The sequence below is a fragment of the Bacteroides sp. NSJ-48 genome, from assembly GCF_014287405.1.
GTDB classification, from domain to species: Bacteria; Bacteroidota; Bacteroidia; order Bacteroidales; family Bacteroidaceae; genus Bacteroides; species Bacteroides stercoris.
In genome coordinates this window covers 1-18,268 of the sequence record NZ_JACOOD010000045.1, presented here as the reverse complement: position 1 = coordinate 18,268, position 18,268 = coordinate 1, and the positions used below count along the sequence as shown (strand labels likewise).

The window sequence follows — 18,268 nt, the reverse complement described above, 5'->3', positions numbered from 1 at the left end:
TACCATTCTCATCATTAATTTTTCTTTTTTTGTTTGCTTTCCGCAAAAAAGGCTTAACTTTGTTGGCTGTTAAAAAACTGCGCCTTTAAATGGAAAGTCAGAACGTGAAAGATACGGTTAGACAGATATTCACCGAATATCTCAATATGAACGGGCATCGCAAGACTCCCGAACGATATGCCATACTCGACACTATTTATTCCATAGACGGCCATTTCGATGTTGATACGCTTTATTCGCTGATGGCAGACCAGGAGAATTTCAGAGTGAGCCGTGCGACGCTGTACAACACCATCATATTGCTTATCAATGCCCGGCTGGTTATCAAGCATCAGTTCGGAAATTCCTCTCAATACGAAAAATGCTATAACCGTGATACGCATCATCACCAAATCTGCACGCAGTGCGGCAAGGTTACCGAATTCCAGAACGAGGAATTGCAGCATGCCATTGAGAATACCAGGTTGAGCCGCTTTAACTTGACGCATTATTCGCTGTACATGTACGGCTTGTGTAGCAAGTGCGACCGCGCAAACAAAAGAAAGAAGAAAAATAATAACCATAAGAAAGAGAAATGAAAGTAGACATTCTATTAGGATTACAATGGGGCGACGAAGGCAAAGGCAAAGTCGTTGATGTATTAACTCCGAGATACGATGTAGTGGCACGTTTTCAAGGCGGCCCGAACGCCGGTCATACATTGGAGTTTGAAGGTCAGAAATATGTGCTCCGTTCCATTCCTTCGGGAATCTTCCAGGGTGATAAGGTGAATATCATCGGTAACGGTGTAGTGCTCGACCCGGCGCTGTTCAAGGCGGAAGCGGAAGCATTGGAAGCATCCGGTCACAATTTGAAGGAACGCTTGCATATTTCCAAGAAAGCACACCTCATCCTGCCCACGCACCGCATTCTGGATGCTGCCTATGAAGCAGCAAAAGGAGATGCCAAAGTGGGAACTACCGGCAAGGGCATCGGTCCTACTTATACAGACAAGATTAGCCGCAACGGTGTACGTGTAGGTGATATCCTGCACGATTTCGACAAGAAGTATGCTGCTGCCAAAGCCCGTCACGAGCAAATCCTGAAAGGCTTGAATTACGAATATGATTTGAGCGAACTGGAAAAGGCATGGTTCGAGGGTATCGAATACCTGAAGCAGTTCAAGTTTGTGGACAGCGAACATGAAATAAACGGTCTGCTGTCGGACGGAAAGTCTGTTTTGTGCGAAGGTGCGCAAGGTACGATGCTCGATATTGATTTCGGTTCTTATCCGTTTGTCACTTCTTCCAATACCATTTGTGCAGGAGCCTGCACGGGCTTGGGCATAGCTCCCAATAAGATTGGCGAAGTGTACGGTATCTTCAAGGCATATTGTACGCGTGTGGGTGCAGGTCCGTTCCCGACGGAACTGTTCGACAAGACCGGTGACCAGATTTGTACGCTGGGACATGAATTCGGTTCGGTAACCGGACGTAAGCGCCGTTGCGGATGGATTGACCTGGTAGCCTTGAAGTATGCCATTATGGTAGACGGCGTAACCAAGCTCATCATGATGAAGAGCGATGTGCTCGACTCATTCGAAACAATCAAAGCCTGTGTGGCATATAAGGTCAACGGTGAGGAAATCGATTACTTCCCGTTCGATATCGAAGGTGTGGAACCGGTGTACGTGGAATTGCCCGGCTGGCAGACGGATATGACAAAGATGCAGAGCGAAGACGAATTCCCCGAAGAATTCAACGCTTATCTGTCGTTCCTGGAAGAGCAGCTCGGTGTGCCTGTGAAGATTGTATCTGTAGGTCCCGACCGCGAACAGACCATCGAACGCTATACGGAGGAATAACATAGATTGACAAATAGACAACCTTACGTACGGGTTACGCGAATTTTGTGGCTTCGATAACGGACTGTATAAATTCGGGTAACCCGTACTTTTTTTATTTATTACCATGAAAACAAGTATTATCTCTTTATTGCTTCTGCTCTCTCTCTGCTCTTCCGGGAGGTCGCAACCTTATCAGCCTACGGCAGAAAACTTACAGTCGCGCCAGGAGTTCAGGGACAGCAAATTCGGCATTTTCCTCCATTGGGGACTGTACTGCATGTTGGCAACCGGCGAATGGACCATGACCAATAATAACCTGAATTATAAAGAATATGCCAAATTGGCGGGCGGATTTTATCCTTCCAGGTTCAATGCAGCCAAGTGGGTGGCGGCTATCAAGGCTTCCGGAGCAAAATATATTTGTTTCACTTCGCGGCATCACGAGGGCTTTTCCATGTTTCATACCCGTTATTCCGATTATAATATTGTGGACGCCACTCCTTTCAGACGGGATGTACTGAAAGAATTGGCGGATGAATGTCATAAGCAGGGGATTCGCCTGCATCTGTATTATTCACATATAGACTGGTATCGCGAGGATGCTCCGCAAGGGCGTACGGGGCGTGGAACCGGGCGTCCGGATCCTTCGGGAGACTGGAACAACTATTACGCTTTTATGAACAACCAGTTGACGGAGTTGCTGACCGGTTACGGGAAAATAGGCGCAATATGGTTCGACGGCTGGTGGGATCAGGACCGGAATCCCGGTTTCGATTGGCAGTTACCCGGACAATATGCGTTGATACACCGCCTGCAACCTGCCTGTCTGATTGGTAATAATCATCACCGGACACCTTTCGAGGGAGAAGATATACAGATTTTTGAGCGTGATTTGCCCGGTGAGAATAAGGCGGGACTTTCCGGACAAGGTGTCAGTAACTTGCCATTGGAAACGTGCGAGACAATGAATGGCATGTGGGGATATAAGATTACGGACCAAAACTATAAGCCGGCAAAAACTTTGATTCACTATCTGGTGAAGGCAGCCGGTAAGGATGCCAATCTCCTGATGAATATAGGTCCGCAGCCCGATGGCGAGCTGCCGGCTGTTGCCATGGAGCGACTGGCAGAGATAGGAGAGTGGATGAAAGTGTACGGTGAAACTATTTACGGAACACGTGGCGGCTGTGTGGCTCCTCACCCTTGGGGAGTGACAACGCAGAAGGGAAATAAACTGTATGTGCATATTCTGGATTTGCAGGATAAAGCGCTTTTCCTGCCTTTGGATGGAAAGCGCGTGAAGAAGGCTGTAGGTTATACCGACCGCCGGCCGCTGAAAATGCAGAAATGCCGGGATGGTGTCATGCTTTATCTTTCCGAAGTCCCGACAGATATTGACAAAGTCATCGAACTGCACCTGGAAGAGTAGCCTGCTGCCGATGAATTGCTAAAACTGTAACCGTTATGTCGGTAAATCTTTAATTCTTCCTAAAAGATAGGGAGAACCGGGAGATAGCTCGCAGTTTCCCTTTATTTTTGGCAGACAATTTGTTATACAAACAGAAACGACACATTATTCATTTATTTATTATTAAAAGAAGAAAATTATGGGAACAGGAATGATAGGCATGCAATGGATTATCTTTATCGGGGTGGCTGTGGTCAGTTGGCTGGTACAGATGAACCTGCAGAGTAAATTCAAGAAATATTCTAAAATCCCCACTGGCAACGGAATGACGGGAGCCGATGTGGCTTTGAAGATGCTGCACGATAACGGCATCTACGATGTAACTGTAACACATACTCCGGGACACTTGACAGACCATTACAACCCTGCCAATAAGACCGTCAACCTTAGCGAAAGCGTTTATAACAGCAACAGCATTATGGCAGCTGCCGTTGCCGCCCATGAGTGCGGACATGCCGTGCAGCATGCACGCGCCTATGCACCGCTTACGATGCGTAGCAAACTGGTGCCTGTGGTTTCGTTCGCTTCCAACATTATGACGTGGGTACTGTTGGGCGGTATCCTGATGCTGAACACTTTTCCGCAGTTGCTGCTGGCAGGTATCATCCTGTTTGCCATGACTACACTGTTCAGCTTCATCACCCTTCCGGTGGAAATCAATGCGAGCAAGCGTGCATTGGTATGGTTGAGCAGTTCCGGCATTACGAATGCCCGCAATCATACACAGGCGGAAGACGCGCTTCGTTCGGCGGCTTATACGTATGTGGTAGCTGCGCTCGGTTCATTGGCAACGCTTGTTTACTACATAATGATATTCATGGGACGCAGAGAATAAGAACGTTCTGTTCCGTAGAAATAGAAAAATGCTTTCTTCATGCTAAATGGAGAAAGCATTTTTTTTCTTAATCAATAAAATACCGTAACTTTGTCATCTGATTTTATAAATAATTGATACGATTATGGCAGCAAAACCAAGTATTCCAAAAGGAACCCGCGACTTTTCGCCCGTAGAAATGGCGAAGCGTAACTATATATTCAATACGATTCGTGATGTTTATCATCTTTATGGTTTCCAGCAGATAGAGACTCCTTCCATGGAAATGCTTTCCACCTTAATGGGGAAGTATGGTGAAGAAGGCGATAAACTGTTGTTCAAGATACAGAATTCGGGTGATTACTTTTCCGGTCTGACGGACGAGGAGCTGTTGAGCCGTAATGCCGCGAAGCTCGCAAGCAAGTTTTGTGAGAAAGGTCTGCGCTATGACCTTACCGTACCTTTTGCCCGTTATGTCGTGATGCACAGGGATGAAATCACGTTCCCTTTCAAGCGTTACCAGATTCAGCCGGTGTGGCGTGCCGACCGTCCGCAGAAGGGGCGTTATCGTGAGTTCTATCAATGCGATGCCGATGTGGTGGGCAGTGACTCCTTGCTGAATGAAGTGGAACTGATGCAGATAGTCGATACCGTATTTACGCGCTTCGGCATCCGTGTGTGTATTAAAATCAACAACCGCAAGATATTGAGCGGCATTGCCGAGATTATCGGTGAGTCCGATAAGATAGTGGACATTACCGTAGCGATTGACAAACTAGACAAGATAGGGCTGGACAATGTCAACGCCGAACTGAAAGAGAAGGGCATCAGTGATGAGGCTGTTGCCAAATTGCAGCCTATCATTTTGTTGAGCGGTAGTAACGAAGAGAAACTCGCCACACTGAAGCAGGTGCTTTCTGCCAGCGAAGAGGGCTTGAAGGGTGTGGAAGAGAGTGAGTTTATCTTGAATACACTTTCTGCGCTTGGTTTGAAGAACGAAATCGAGCTTGACCTGACGCTGGCTCGCGGCTTGAACTATTATACGGGTGCTATTTTTGAAGTAAAGGCGCTGGATGTGCAGATTGGCAGCATTACCGGTGGCGGTCGTTATGACAACTTGACCGGTGTATTCGGCATGGCAGGTGTTTCGGGAGTGGGCATTTCGTTTGGTGCAGACCGCATATTCGATGTGCTGAACCAGCTTGAACTTTATCCGAAAGAAGCGGTGAACGGTACGCAGCTTCTGTTTATCAATTTCGGTGAGAAAGAAGCCGCTTTCTCTATGAATGTGCTTACCCAGGTACGTGCGGCAGGTATCCGTGCTGAAATCTTTCCCGATTCCAGCAAGATGAAGAAGCAGATGGGTTATGCTAACTCCAAGATGATTCCGTTTGTTGCTTTGGTGGGAGAAAACGAGATGAATGAGGGCAAGGTAACCTTGAAGAATATGGAGACGGGAGAGCAGAAATTGATTACCCCCGAAGAGCTGGTTAGCGAACTGAGTTAATAAAAACTGAAATACTATTAAAAAGGAGCCTGTTTGTGCTCCTTTTTTTGTATATTTGTTACGCAGGTGTTGCAGGAATGTAATATTCGGCTCTTACCTTTGCAGTGACAATAAAAGAGGAGGTTTGTATGGTTTCCGTTCAATTTAAACAAGAAAGGCATAATGCGCTGGTCAGTTTCCTGATGATTGTCATAGCGGTGTTGTTTTTGCTTTATATGGGCAGTTCGCTGGTGAACTCTACCCGGACTTTTTGGGAAAACTATTCCATAGAGAATTTATTGGAATGATATTCTGTAGGCAGGGAACAGAAAGTAGGGTTCTATCCGTTTTTTGCAATATTTATCCATATCGGGAATAAATAAAGACAGTCGGTTTATTGCAATTGGCTGTCTTTTTGTATATTTGTGAGTCCGTGTTCCAAACTTTTAATACGGACATGTTTTGTTAACCGTATCATCAACTAAAAACAACCAGAATCATGGAACAAGATTTCTCAATGCATGCCAATCCGTTGGTGGCCAAGCTTCAAAAACCGGCTTCCGAATTTACAAAAGCCGACATTGTTTCTTATATAAAGGAGAATGGAATCACTATGGTGAACTTCATGTATCCTGCTGCCGACGGGCGGTTGAAAACTTTGAACTTTGTCATTAACGATGCCGCATATCTCGATGCGATACTTACGTGCGGGGAGCGTGTGGACGGTTCCAGCCTGTTTCCTTTCATTGAAGCAGGCAGCAGCGATTTATATGTAATACCCCGCTTCTGTACGGCTTTTATAGATCCGTTTGCCGAGCAGCCTACGCTTTCCATGCTCTGCTCTTTCTTCAATAAAGACGGCGAACCGTTGGAAAGTTCTCCCGAACACACTCTGCGCAAGGCGTGCCGGGCATTTACGGAAGTAACCGGTATGGAGTTCCAGGCCATGGGCGAATTGGAGTATTACGTCATTTCGGAAGACAGCGGCATGTTCCCGGCTACCGACCAGCGTGGTTATCACGAGTCTGCTCCGTATGCCAAGTTCAATGAATTCCGTACCGAGTGTATGGCGTACATTGCACAAGCCGGCGGACAAATTAAGTACGGGCATTCCGAAGTGGGAAACTTCACCCTTGACGGTAAGATATACGAGCAGAACGAAATCGAATTTCTGCCGGTACGTGCCGAGCTGGCAGCCGACCAGTTGATGATTGCCAAATGGATTATCCGCAACCTTGCTTACCAATATGGATACGACATCACTTTCGCTCCGAAAATAACGGCAGGAAAGGCCGGTTCCGGATTGCATATTCACATGCGCATCATGAAGGACGGAAAGAATCAGATGCTGAAAGACGGCGTACTTTCCGAAACAGCCCGCAAGGCGATTGCGGGAATGATGGAGCTGGCTCCTTCCATTACCGCATTCGGCAATACGAATCCTACTTCTTATTTCCGCCTTGTTCCTCATCAGGAAGCGCCTACCAATATCTGCTGGGGCGACCGCAACCGTTCCGTATTGGTACGTGTGCCGTTGGGATGGTCGGCAAAGACCGACATGTGCATGATTGCCAATCCTCTGGAAGCGCCGAGCAATTACGACACCACTCAAAAGCAGACGGTAGAGATGCGTTCACCGGACGGTTCAGCCGATTTGTACCAACTGATTGCAGGACTGGCAGTAGCTTGCCGCTGCGGTTTTGAGATGCCGGATGCTTTGGAAATTGCGGATAGGACTTACGTGAACGTGAATATCCACAAGAAAGAAAACGAAGACAAACTGAAACAACTGGCTCAGTTGCCCGACAGTTGTGTCGCTTCTGCCGATTGTCTGGAAAAACAGCGTGCCGCTTTCGAGAAATACAACGTCTTCAGCCCTGCCATGATTGACGGGATTATCAGTAAGTTGCGTGCTTATGAGGATAGGACTTTGCGTAGCGAAGTGCAGGATAGTCCGGAAGAGATGCTGAAACTGGTTGAGAAGTATTTCCATTGCGGGTAACGGACAGAACAGATATTATAGTAAAGAACTCCTTGCCGGACGGTTGCCGGTAAGGAGTTCTTGTTTTATAGCCGGTCACCTTTGCCATTTTGTCAGCATTTATCTGCCAAACGAACAGCTTTGCCTTTTGGCACGGTTTTCGTAAGTTCTTTATCGCTTGTATAAAGCAACATTACCATTATAATAAATTGTATAACATATAAAACAAAAGAAACTATGAACATTAAACCATTAGCAGACAGAGTGCTGATACTCCCTGCACCTGCAGAAGAAAAGACAATTGGCGGTATCATTATTCCTGATACGGCAAAAGAAAAACCTTTGAAAGGTGAAGTTATCGCAGTAGGCAACGGAACTAAGGACGAAGAAATGGTGTTGAAGGTTGGTGATACGGTACTGTATGGCAAATATGCCGGTACGGAACTGGAAGTGGAAGGAACCAAGTACCTCATCATGCGTCAAAGCGACGTACTCGCTGTTTTGGGATAATAAATTTATAAATAGTAAACCTGATAAATAGTAAAAACATTATGGCAAAAGAAATATTATTCAATATCGATGCCCGCGACCAACTGAAGAAAGGTATCGATACACTGGCAAATGCAGTAAAAGTAACGCTCGGCCCGAAAGGACGTAACGTAATCATCGAAAAGAAGTTCGGCGCTCCCCACATCACAAAGGACGGTGTAACAGTAGCCAAAGAAGTGGAACTGGCCGATGCTTACCAGAATACCGGTGCACAACTGGTTAAGGAAGTTGCTTCCAAGACTGGTGACGATGCTGGTGACGGTACAACTACCGCTACCGTATTGGCTCAGGCTATCGTAGCCGAAGGCTTGAAGAACGTAACTGCCGGTGCAAGCCCTATGGATATCAAACGCGGTATCGACAAGGCTGTTGCCAAAGTGGTTGAGTCTATCAAGAGCCAGGCCGAGATGGTAGGTGACAACTATGATAAGATTGAACAGGTAGGTACGGTATCTGCCAACAACGACCCGGTTATCGGTAAGCTGATTGCAGACGCTATGCGTAAGGTTTCCAAAGATGGTGTTATCACTATCGAAGAGGCTAAGGGTACGGATACCACTATCGGTGTAGTAGAAGGTATGCAGTTCGATCGCGGTTATCTTTCCGCTTATTTCGTAACCAACACTGAAAAGATGGAATGCGAAATGGAGAAACCGTACATCCTGATTTACGATAAGAAGATTTCCAACCTGAAAGATTTCCTGCCTATCCTCGAACCGGCTGTACAGACTGGCCGTCCTCTGTTGGTAATTGCAGAAGATGTGGATAGCGAGGCTCTGACTACCTTGGTTGTGAACCGTCTGCGCTCTCAGTTGAAGATATGTGCTGTGAAGGCTCCGGGCTTCGGCGACCGCCGCAAGGAAATGCTGGAAGACATTGCCGTATTGACAGGCGGTGTTGTAATCAGCGAAGAAAAAGGCTTGAAACTGGAACAGGCTACTATCGAAATGTTGGGTACTGCCGACAAGGTAACTGTTTCTAAAGACAATACGACTATCGTGAACGGTGCCGGTGCAAAAGAAAACATCAAGGAGCGTTGCGAACAAATCAAGGCTCAGATTGCTTCTACCAAGTCCGACTATGACAAGGAGAAATTGCAGGAACGTCTTGCCAAGTTGTCAGGCGGTGTGGCTGTTCTCTACGTAGGTGCTGCTTCCGAAGTGGAAATGAAAGAGAAGAAAGACCGTGTAGACGATGCTCTCCGCGCTACTCGTGCCGCTATCGAAGAAGGTATCGTAGCAGGTGGCGGTGTGGCTTACATCCGTGCGCTCGAAGCATTGGAAGGTTTGAAGGGTGACAATGCCGACGAAACTACCGGTATCGACATCATCAAACGTGCCATCGAAGAGCCTTTGCGCCAGATTGTAGCCAATGCCGGTAAGGAAGGTGCTGTTGTGGTACAGAAAGTTCGTGAAGGCAAAGCCGACTTCGGTTACAATGCACGTACCGATGTTTACGAAAACCTGCACGCTGCCGGTGTGGTAGACCCTGCTAAGGTTACTCGTGTGGCTCTGGAAAATGCCGCTTCTATCGCAGGTATGTTCCTTACTACCGAATGTGTGATTGTCGAGAAGAAAGAAGATAAGCCCGAAATGCCGATGGGTGCTCCCGGAATGGGCGGTATGGGCGGAATGATGTAATATCGTTTTCCCTTGATTTCTTAATCATATAAATTGACCGCGATGTCTTGCATAAAGGCGTCGCGGTTTTTTTATGTTGGATAATATTGTTTCCTTTGCATATTCATTTCAACAATAAAACAGAAAAGACCATGAGAAGTTTTGCTTCAGATAATAATTCGGGGGTGCATCCTTTGATAATGGAAGCGCTGAATAGGGCCAACCGGGACCATGCAGTGGGATATGGTGATGATGTATGGACGGAAGAGGCTGTCCGCAAAATCAGGGAAGCTTTTACTCCGGATTGCGAACCGTTGTTTGTATTCAATGGAACCGGCAGCAATGCTGTTGCCTTACAGTTATGCACGCGTCCTTATAATTCGGTAATATGTGCGGAAACTGCGCATATTTATGTAGATGAATGCGGCGCTCCTGCCCGCATGACAGGCTGTCAGATTCGTCCGGTTGCCACTCCCGACGGAAAGCTGACTCCTGAGTTGGTACGTCCTTATCTTTGTCATTTCGGCGAGCAGCATCATTCCCAGCCGGGAGCTTTTTATATCTCGCAATGTACGGAGCTGGGCACTGTCTACCGGCCCGATGAAATCCGTGCGTTGACGGAACTGGCACACCGGCACGGCATGTACGTCCATATGGACGGCGCCCGTCTGGCAAATGCCTGTGCGGCCCTTAACCTTAGCTTCAGGCAGTTGACGGTAGATTGCGGCATTGATATTCTTAGTTTTGGCGGAACGAAAAACGGGTTGATGCTTGGCGAAAGTGTAATTATCTTTAATCCGGCTTTAAAGAAAGAGGCTTGTTTTGTACGCAAGCAGTCGGCGCAGCTCGCATCGAAACTCCGTTACCTGTCCTGTCAGTTTACTGCTTATCTCACGGACGACCTTTGGTTGAAGAACGCTTCACACGCCAATCGTATGGCGCAGCTTTTATATGCCGGATTGAAAGAGCTGCCCGGAGTACGTTTTATGCAGAAAGTGGAAAGTAACCAACTGTTCCTGACAATGCCCCGTCCGGTAATTGACAACTTGTTGAAAGACTACTTCTTCTACTTCTGGAATGAAGAAGAGAATGAGATACGTTTCGTTACCTCTTTTGACACTACGGAACAGGATATAGAAGAACTGCTACACGCCATTAGACGTTATTGTCATTAAGCGGTATTCATGTTTTGCCATATAAAAAAAGCCCCCGAACCTTCACAGGCAAGGGGCTTGATTTAGACCTTTCCCTCTTTTTAGGGGGTGAGGGAAAGGCTTACTGAAAACAAACAGATTTACTTTACCTTAAAATACCTTTGATTGATAACCTTTTAACTAACCTTCTTTATAATGCTGAATTTGTCTTAATACCTATTGCTTCGAGTATGGGGGTAAAGGTATAACCTTTACGTTTCAATGTTTTTATCAATTTATCCAAATAGCTGTTGTAAAATTTATCCGTACGGCGGTTGTCTGTTCCGAAGTGTATCAGCATCAAATGTCCGTTCAGGCCCTCTTTCTTCTCTACTTCCATGATTTTGTTGTAGATGAACTTGCTGCTCCGGTATTTCTGTCCCATATCGGGGGTGGTATAATCTGCATTGCTCATGGTTCCGGGAGTATAGTTGACGACTTGTATTCCCATATTTTTTGCCCAGGCGGCTATCTCCTTGTTATAATATTCATAGGGCGGAATGTATATCGGGGCATCTTTATATTCAATACCGGCCTTGCGCATGGCTTCGTAGCTTTTCAGCATATCCTTTTCAAATTCCTCGCGGGTAACCAATAAGGAATCGCGGTTCTCCCACGGCATATAGAGCAGATGTCCGTAGCTATGGCTGCCTACCAGATGTCCTTCGTTGAGCAGCCGTTTTACTATTTCGGGGTAAAGCTCGTAAAATTCGCCGGTAAAGAAGAAGCTTCCTTTGATACCGTGCCTTTTCAGGGTACTGATAATGGCATCCGCGCCGTCAGCCTTGTCGGCTGCTGTGAATACGAGGCTGATTTGTTTTTTAGACGGGTCGGTACGCACGATACCGCCATTGACGTATACATTTTTATCTGCCGATGCACCTGCCTGTTTCATGCCTTCTTTCTGCATGGCAGAGAGATAATAGGTGAGGCAGGCGGTTCCGTCCATGGTCGGTTCATTGGTGGAATAGTCGTGGAGTGCATCGTGGTATACCATCAGGTCCGGTTGAAAGCGTTCGTAATCCTGTCCGGGCGTACCGGGAATGCCGGTCATGTTTACGCCTCGCAGCCCCTCGAATATGCTGCGGTATACGGGGCCGTCCACCAGTCCGCCTGTCGTATTGCCTACGCCTGCATTGAGCAGGGAGGAGTGGGGTTGCGAAGGATAATCGCCGTAAAGCGGCAGTTCCACAATCATGCTCGTTCCCCACGGATTGCAGCCGAACAGCCAGTCGCGGAGGGCGGCTTCCATTTCGGCATAAGTCTCATCGCCGGTTGTCTCTCGGTAGAGACGGCATTGCGTCAACATGGCAGTAGTCAGGTTGTTGGAACACCAGATGTAGGGAATACCGTGCAGGAAAGGACTTTCGACTGCTTTCTCGTATGTGCGCTCAATGCCGGTGCGCATGTTGCGGATAAACTCTTTACTGATGCGCGGGTTGTTTACAGTGGCCAGGTGGTAGTGTCCCATGTTCATGAACGGATACCATTGGTAATGGCGGGCGCTGTCGGCACCCATCCACGGAGTGACGGGTTCGCGGCGTCCGTATTCGAGGGCTTGCGACAGGTATTCCGGCTTGCCGGTAGCATTGTATAGCTCCATGGCTCCGAGCTCCATATCGTCCGTCCAGTTGTCTTCTTCATAGATGTAGGGTGATTTTACGGAGGCGGTCTGGCATGTTCCCGGTCTTTTTACACCTTCCTGATAGGCGGCATCGGCTTTTTCACCGATTTCAGCGGCAAATTCGGGGTAAAACTCTTTCAGTATCCTGGCTCCCAGTGCAAAACAAGCGGCAAACTTGCCGGCTGTACTTGCTACGCCGGTGGTGGCATTGGTGAATTTTCCGCGCACTTGCGGCTCTCCGCTGCAAAAGTAAACGGGGCGTCCTTTGCCCGGTCCGTAGCCATAATCCACCTCATCTTTATTGGGCAGGCGCATGCCGGCGTGGTCGCGGTCGTCGGCAATCTGGTTGTACAGTTCGCCCGGAGCGGGATTCATGCGGTTCAGCCAGTCCAGCCCCCATTTTATTTCGTCTACTATATCGGGGATGCCGTTTGCTTCCGGCAGTCCGGCTGCATTGTAGGCATCGCCGAATGCCTCGGGGTTTTCCTGGTAGGCAAACATCATTTGGTATATGGCATTGGCGGAAGTCGTGGTATATTGCAGGTAGTCGGTAGCATCGTGCCAGCCACCGCGCACATCGATGTGTTGTCCGGTTTTTGTGGGGTGGTACACTATGTAGCCGTCGTGTACGTGGCAGCTGTCTTTCAAGAACGGGTTGTAACCGCAACGTTGCTGGCGCATGTAGTTCAGCAGGAAGTCAGCTGTGCCGTTATATACCTGCGCATTGATAGGGAAGCGTGGAGAAACGGCTTTTCCCGCTTTCAGGTAATATGTGCCCGGTTCTTGAAAATTACTGAAATCCAACCGGTAAGTACTGCTCATGCTGCCTGATTGGCCGGTGGCTTTGGGCGAAGTAAAAGTGCGTACCGTTTTTCCGGTAAAAGCATCGACCAGTGCGTATTCTTGTACGTCGGTTTTTGTTTCGCTCATGAATACCGCTACTTTAATGGATTGCGGCAGATAGCCCAGTTGGTTGATTCTAATCCATTCGTCTGCCTTACACGGGAGTGCGGCAAATGCAAAAATCAGTGTTAAGAGCCGATAATAACGTTTCATAAAATGCTTTTCATTTAAGGTTGTGGGGGTACTATGTAACAAAAGGTTTTACCTAAATGCAAATAAAGCGGTTTCTATCAATTTTAGGAAGATTTGGTGTAAATTATTAGATGATATTATTTGTCATTTACAATATTTTAGAATGATGCAAAAAGTATGGTATTGGTAGTTTTGGCAATAAACTCTTGCTTGTCATATATTTATGTGATATTGAATATCTTTTTAGCTTTCGTTTACGCATTTTAATTTCTTAAAAACAATGTTGGTGTGTTATTTGTTCTATCCATTTTAGAATACAAAACTTATAAACTATGGCTTACATTGATTATTATCAAGTCCTTGGAGTAGACAAAACGGCATCTCAGGATGACATCAAGAAGGCGTTCCGTAAGTTGGCGCGCAAATATCATCCCGACCTGAATCCGAATGACGCTACTGCCAAAGACAAGTTTCAGGCTATCAACGAGGCCAATGAGGTGCTTAGTGATCCTGAGAAAAGAAAGAAGTATGATGAATATGGCGAACACTGGAAGCATGCCGATGAATTTGAGGCTCAGAAGCGGGCACGGCAACAGGCCGGTGCAGGAGGTTTCGGCGGCTTCGGCGGTGCAGGCTTCGGTGGTCAGGGCGGTGCCGGTTTCGGTACGGACGGGAGCGGTACATACTGGTACTCTTCCGACGGGCAGGAGTTTTCCGGAAGCAGTGCAGGCGGCTTCTCCGATTTCTTTGAACAGATGTTCGGACACCGTACACGCGGTGGTGGCGGGGCGAATGCAGGTTTTCGCGGACAGGATTTCCATGCCGATTTGAACCTGTCGCTTCGGGATGCCGCCCGGACTCATAAGCAGATATTGACGGTGAACGGCAAGAATGTCCGCATCACCATTCCCGCCGGTGTGGCGAACGGCCAGGTCATTAAACTGAAAGGCTATGGCGGCGAGGGTATCAACGGCGGGCCTGCGGGTGACCTGTACATTACTTTCGTGATAGCGGAAGATCCCGTCTTCAAACGCTTGGGCGATGATTTGTATGTAGATGTGGACATCGACCTCTATATGGCGTTGCTGGGTGGCGAGAAGTTGGTGGACACATTGGAAGGTCAGGTGAAACTGAAAGTAAAACCCGAAACGCAGAACGGTACGAAAGTCCGTCTGAAAGGGAAGGGTTTTCCGGTATACAAGAAAGAAGGCCAGTCCGGTGACTTGATTGTGACTTATTCCGTAAAGTTACCGGTGAATCTGACGGAACAGCAGAAAGAAATGTTCCGTAAAATTCAAAGTATGAACTAAAAAGGAGAACGAGTTATGCAGAACGAATTAATTATAGTCAGTGAGTATTGCGACAAGTGTCACATAGAGCCCTCGTTCATTGAGATGTTACAGGAAATCGGTCTGATAGATATCCGGACGGAAGGCGGGGAGCGTTGTTTGCAGTTTGCCCAGTTGCCGGATGTGGAACGTTACAGCCGTATGTATTACGACCTGTCCATCAACATCGAAGGTATTGATGCCATTCATCATTTGCTGGAGCGTATGGAAAGTATGCAGCAGGAGATTTATTCTTTACATAGCAGGTTGAGGCTGTTTGAGGATGTGTCAAGATGATTTAGTATTTTCTTTCAGGCATAGATTATACGGATTTCATTATTTCTGTTTATAAAATACATGAAATCCGTATAGTTTGTGCCTGAAGATTTATTATCATGTAAACACTCGCGTACATTTATCAAGTTGTATATTATGTTGGATGATTACTGCTAAACAGCCAGTGTATATTCCAGCATATATTTGCATTTGGACGGCATTTTCGGTTGTTCTCAGAATCCTTTGTATGATCTTTACATATAAGGATTTTACTTGTTTTTGTCGGAAAAATATCAAATTATAATAGTAGTATGTTTAGTTTGTTCAAAAAATAATATATATTAGCCTGATAAAATATCTTTTACGTGGTATTATAGGCAAGAACATTCTCAAAGCAATAATTTAAAGTAATGGATTTGTGGTTCTGCTTGCAAAGTTTAGTCTTTTTTGTCTATATATCCAAAACGGACTAAACTTGTTTCTATTGACGGCAATTTATATATGTGCTGGCGAAAAGAAAAACAGTATTCTTCTTTTCGCCAGCATTACTTTTATGATAGGTTAGTAATTTGAGGAAGCAATGAACGCTTTTGAAAGAAAGGTAAAAATAATAAAAGAATTGATTCGCTTCAATAAAAATCCAGTTTTTTTCATATCGGACATTATACCTTTGTTGTTTCGGGTATATTAAAAGGCGTGCCATAAGAAACTTTACAAAAGTATTAGGACACAAAATCAATCTTTTCTATGCAGATATATGCTGAACTGATTAACCCAAAGGTCGGAGAAGATACGGACAAAATTTTCGATAAGATTAGTTTCATATATCGCTTAGCTAATTAGAAATGTATTCTACATAGAGATACACTTGGCACAAAAAACATCGTAAGATATATAACTTGATGCAATCCTTTCCGCACAGCCATGCAAGCGTCGGAACAAACAGGCGGGATATTTGACGTAACTTGTGCACCGCTTATCAACCTGTGGGGATTTGGCTTTACAAAGTTTGACAGCATCACTCCGCAACTCGTAGACAGTATCCGCCACTTTGTAGGCTTCCGAAAAGTGCATTTACAGGGCAACCGTGTGATGAAAGACGATCCCCGCATTCTGCTCAATTTCTCGGTGCTCGGCGGCGGTACTATCTGTAACATAATCGCGTGTTTGTTCGACCGCAAAGGCATATCGAACTATATGATAGACATCGGCGGCGAAATGATAGCGAAAGGAAAGAACCCGCAAGGGTGGAATTGGTGCATTGGCATTGTCAGACCGAAGGATGACAGTACCGGAACAAACTCCGAGCTTGAACAAATTGTGCAACTGTCGGAACGGCTGGGACTCGCAACTTCCGGCAACTACCGTAATTTCTATCTGAAAGATGGAAGGAAATACGCTCATGCCATCAATCCGATAACAGGATATCCGGTTCAAAAGGATATATTGAGTGCTACAATTATTGCCCATCAGTGCATACTTGCTGATGCCTATGCAACGGCCTTTATGACGTTGGGGAGCCACAAAGCCCGTCAGTTGTAGAAAGAGCATCAGGAAATTGACAATTTCATTATCTATACGGACAGTTGCGGAAACTACCGGACAGAGTACTCGCCGCGAATGAAAAGGTATCTGGCAGATTAATGTTTTCTATATTCCTGCGGAGTAGAGCCGGTGAACCGTTTAAAGAATTGGGTGAAGAACGCCGTATTTTCAAATCCCAGCGAATGGGCCATCTCCTTTACGAACATATACGCAATTACTTCGGCGTGAAAGTGACAAAGGGAGTCGCTTTCCAGTTTATGGTGAACAACCTGTTGAGCAAGGAGTGCGGCTATCGTTCGATAACATTCATGGTGAAATTGGATATTACTTTTTAACAGTAGAAGGATAATAACCTGGAGCCGTAATGGAGAGATTACTTTCGTTACGACTCCTTTCGCATGCCGTCTGCATGATTTTAACGTCTCAACTCTCTTATTCACAGTCGTTAGACCATGTGTAGCCATGTGTATCGCATTCCACATCATTGTAGAAAAAATGCCCATCAGACATTTGCATTATGCAATATGAATAATTCATAAGAGTCTGTTTTACAGCAATATGATAAATATCCATTTATTTGGCACGGTGATTGTCTATTCTTTAGCGTAAGACGATAAGATGTTTAACAATTTAATAATTAGCATTATGAAAAAGGTATTGTTTGCAGTAGCACTGGTAATGGGATTAGGTAGTTCAGTAGCATTCGCTAACAACATGGCATCAGATGTTGAAATCGTTGCAATGGTGAACGAGTTTAAACCGATTGATATAAAGGAACTCCCGCAGGCAGTTCAGGACGCCATCAAGAAAGACTATGCTGAATCCACCATTAAGGAAGCAGCCGTAGAAGTGGCAGAAGATGGCGTAAAGACTTATAAAGTAACTTTGGTTGATGCCGTCGGAACCGAAAGCGTTGTGTTTTTCAACGAAAAAGGTGAAATGCTGAAATAATTCTGAATGGTTATTTAGGATAACAGTTACATTTGCACATAAAATAAACAAGGCTGTCTCAAATAAACTTTGGGATGGCCTTTTTTGTGTCTGCAAAAAATCGGGTAAGCCCTAACTTCGCTCAGCCAGAACTTGCCCATCTCCCTAATTTTTTGTATCTTAGGGCATCAAGTCAAGATATCCCAAAGATAATGTTTAAAAGTTACACATCCAACGATAATCTGCTTTTACCTCCATGTTTAGGCGATTTTATTCCCCGGAACGATCCGGTCCGGGTTGTTCACCGCGTCATTGAACAGATAAACCTTGAAGCACTTTACCGTAAGTATTCCCCTAAAGGCTGTTCTGCGTACCACCCACGCATGATGCTTCAGATTCTTGTCTATGCATTTGCGTAATATCTATTCCAGCCGTCGCATAGAAGAGTTCTGTCGTAATGACATACGCTTCATGTGGGGATATTCAGTAAATGTCCCTAAAAAATAAGATGGCATATGAAGATGATAGGACATGACCACTTCATATGCCATTCTTATTGCCATTTTTCGGTGCTTTCTCACATAATTCTATCCGA

The 18,268-nt window shown here is 46.0% G+C and carries 17 protein-coding genes and 1 pseudogene; 16 read left to right on the top strand and 2 right to left on the bottom strand.

Translation table 11 applies throughout. The features are described from left to right. Positions 1 to 89: 89 nt before the first annotated feature. From H8S52_RS16430 to H8S52_RS16385, 10 genes are all read left to right on the top strand, one after another. The gene (locus tag H8S52_RS16430; RefSeq protein WP_005654388.1) at positions 90 to 578 is read left to right on the top strand and encodes a Fur family transcriptional regulator; all 489 of its coding nucleotides are present in this window, start codon (positions 90 to 92) and stop codon (positions 576 to 578) included. Then, positions 575 to 1,843 (top strand): adenylosuccinate synthase, encoded by a 1,269-nt coding sequence (locus H8S52_RS16425; protein WP_005654390.1) that lies wholly within the window; start codon positions 575 to 577, stop codon positions 1,841 to 1,843. The genes H8S52_RS16430 and H8S52_RS16425 overlap by 4 nt, the downstream gene beginning before the upstream one ends. A 106-nt stretch (positions 1,844 to 1,949) precedes the next feature. After that, positions 1,950 to 3,254, top strand: coding sequence for an alpha-L-fucosidase (locus H8S52_RS16420; RefSeq protein WP_186910227.1), 1,305 nt, complete (start codon positions 1,950 to 1,952; stop codon positions 3,252 to 3,254). A gap of 178 nt (positions 3,255 to 3,432) precedes the next feature. After that, on the top strand, positions 3,433 to 4,128 hold the full coding sequence (locus tag H8S52_RS16415) for a zinc metallopeptidase (protein ID WP_005654394.1): 696 nt from the start codon (positions 3,433 to 3,435) through the stop codon (positions 4,126 to 4,128). 124 nt (positions 4,129 to 4,252) lie between these two features. Beyond that, on the top strand, positions 4,253 to 5,614 hold the full coding sequence (gene hisS, locus H8S52_RS16410) for a histidine--tRNA ligase (RefSeq protein ID WP_060385857.1): 1,362 nt from the start codon (positions 4,253 to 4,255) through the stop codon (positions 5,612 to 5,614). A gap of 128 nt (positions 5,615 to 5,742) precedes the next feature. Next, complete coding sequence (locus tag H8S52_RS16405) at positions 5,743 to 5,901, top strand: hypothetical protein (RefSeq protein WP_005654397.1); 159 nt, start codon at positions 5,743 to 5,745, stop codon at positions 5,899 to 5,901. A 191-nt stretch (positions 5,902 to 6,092) separates the two neighbouring features. After that, positions 6,093 to 7,595: a glutamine synthetase family protein gene (locus tag H8S52_RS16400; RefSeq protein WP_186910226.1), complete on the top strand. Its 1,503-nt coding sequence runs from the start codon at positions 6,093 to 6,095 to the stop codon at positions 7,593 to 7,595. 216 nt (positions 7,596 to 7,811) lie between these two features. After that, a complete protein-coding gene (locus H8S52_RS16395; protein WP_004290132.1) occupies positions 7,812 to 8,084 on the top strand; it encodes a co-chaperone GroES in 273 nt (90 codons plus the stop codon). A 41-nt stretch (positions 8,085 to 8,125) separates the two neighbouring features. Then, positions 8,126 to 9,763 carry a chaperonin GroEL gene (gene groL / locus H8S52_RS16390; RefSeq protein ID WP_005654400.1) on the top strand — a complete coding sequence of 546 codons (1,638 nt, stop codon included), beginning with the start codon at positions 8,126 to 8,128 and terminating at the stop codon, positions 9,761 to 9,763. Positions 9,764 to 9,894: 131 nt separating this feature from the next. Further along, positions 9,895 to 10,917 (top strand): low specificity L-threonine aldolase, encoded by a 1,023-nt coding sequence (locus H8S52_RS16385; protein WP_151878312.1) that lies wholly within the window; start codon positions 9,895 to 9,897, stop codon positions 10,915 to 10,917. 169 nt (positions 10,918 to 11,086) lie between these two features. On the opposite strand, the gene H8S52_RS16380 is transcribed toward H8S52_RS16385, so the two are convergent. Beyond that, complete coding sequence (locus H8S52_RS16380; RefSeq protein WP_005654405.1) at positions 11,087 to 13,615, bottom strand: glycoside hydrolase family 9 protein; 2,529 nt, start codon at positions 13,613 to 13,615, stop codon at positions 11,087 to 11,089. Between the two features lie 311 nt (positions 13,616 to 13,926). Here H8S52_RS16380 and H8S52_RS16375 point away from each other — a divergent pair, with 311 nt between their 5' ends. The 4 genes and pseudogenes from H8S52_RS16375 (at position 13,927) to H8S52_RS16365 (ending at position 16,740) form a co-directional block, all read left to right on the top strand. Further along, positions 13,927 to 14,904, top strand: coding sequence for a DnaJ C-terminal domain-containing protein (locus H8S52_RS16375; protein ID WP_151878314.1), 978 nt, complete (start codon positions 13,927 to 13,929; stop codon positions 14,902 to 14,904). A gap of 15 nt (positions 14,905 to 14,919) precedes the next feature. Further along, on the top strand, positions 14,920 to 15,219 hold the full coding sequence (locus H8S52_RS16370; RefSeq protein ID WP_005654409.1) for a chaperone modulator CbpM: 300 nt from the start codon (positions 14,920 to 14,922) through the stop codon (positions 15,217 to 15,219). Positions 15,220 to 15,849: 630 nt separating this feature from the next. After that, positions 15,850 to 16,041: pseudogene (locus tag H8S52_RS20035) on the top strand (site-specific integrase); the annotation flags it as partial. Positions 16,042 to 16,122: 81 nt separating this feature from the next. Next, positions 16,123 to 16,740 (top strand): FAD:protein FMN transferase, encoded by a 618-nt coding sequence (locus H8S52_RS16365; RefSeq protein WP_186910225.1) that lies wholly within the window; start codon positions 16,123 to 16,125, stop codon positions 16,738 to 16,740. A 98-nt stretch (positions 16,741 to 16,838) separates the two neighbouring features. On the opposite strand, the gene H8S52_RS20190 is transcribed toward H8S52_RS16365, so the two are convergent. Then, positions 16,839 to 16,934, bottom strand: a complete 96-nt coding sequence (locus H8S52_RS20190) for a hypothetical protein (RefSeq protein ID WP_369799651.1) — start codon at positions 16,932 to 16,934, stop codon at positions 16,839 to 16,841. A 454-nt stretch (positions 16,935 to 17,388) separates the two neighbouring features. Here H8S52_RS20190 and H8S52_RS16355 point away from each other — a divergent pair, with 454 nt between their 5' ends. Next, positions 17,389 to 17,694, top strand: a complete 306-nt coding sequence (locus tag H8S52_RS16355; RefSeq protein WP_005859437.1) for a hypothetical protein — start codon at positions 17,389 to 17,391, stop codon at positions 17,692 to 17,694. Between the two features lie 384 nt (positions 17,695 to 18,078). Then, positions 18,079 to 18,180: a transposase gene (locus H8S52_RS20185; RefSeq protein ID WP_370527587.1), complete on the top strand. Its 102-nt coding sequence runs from the start codon at positions 18,079 to 18,081 to the stop codon at positions 18,178 to 18,180. The last annotated feature ends 88 nt before the right edge of the window (positions 18,181 to 18,268 follow it).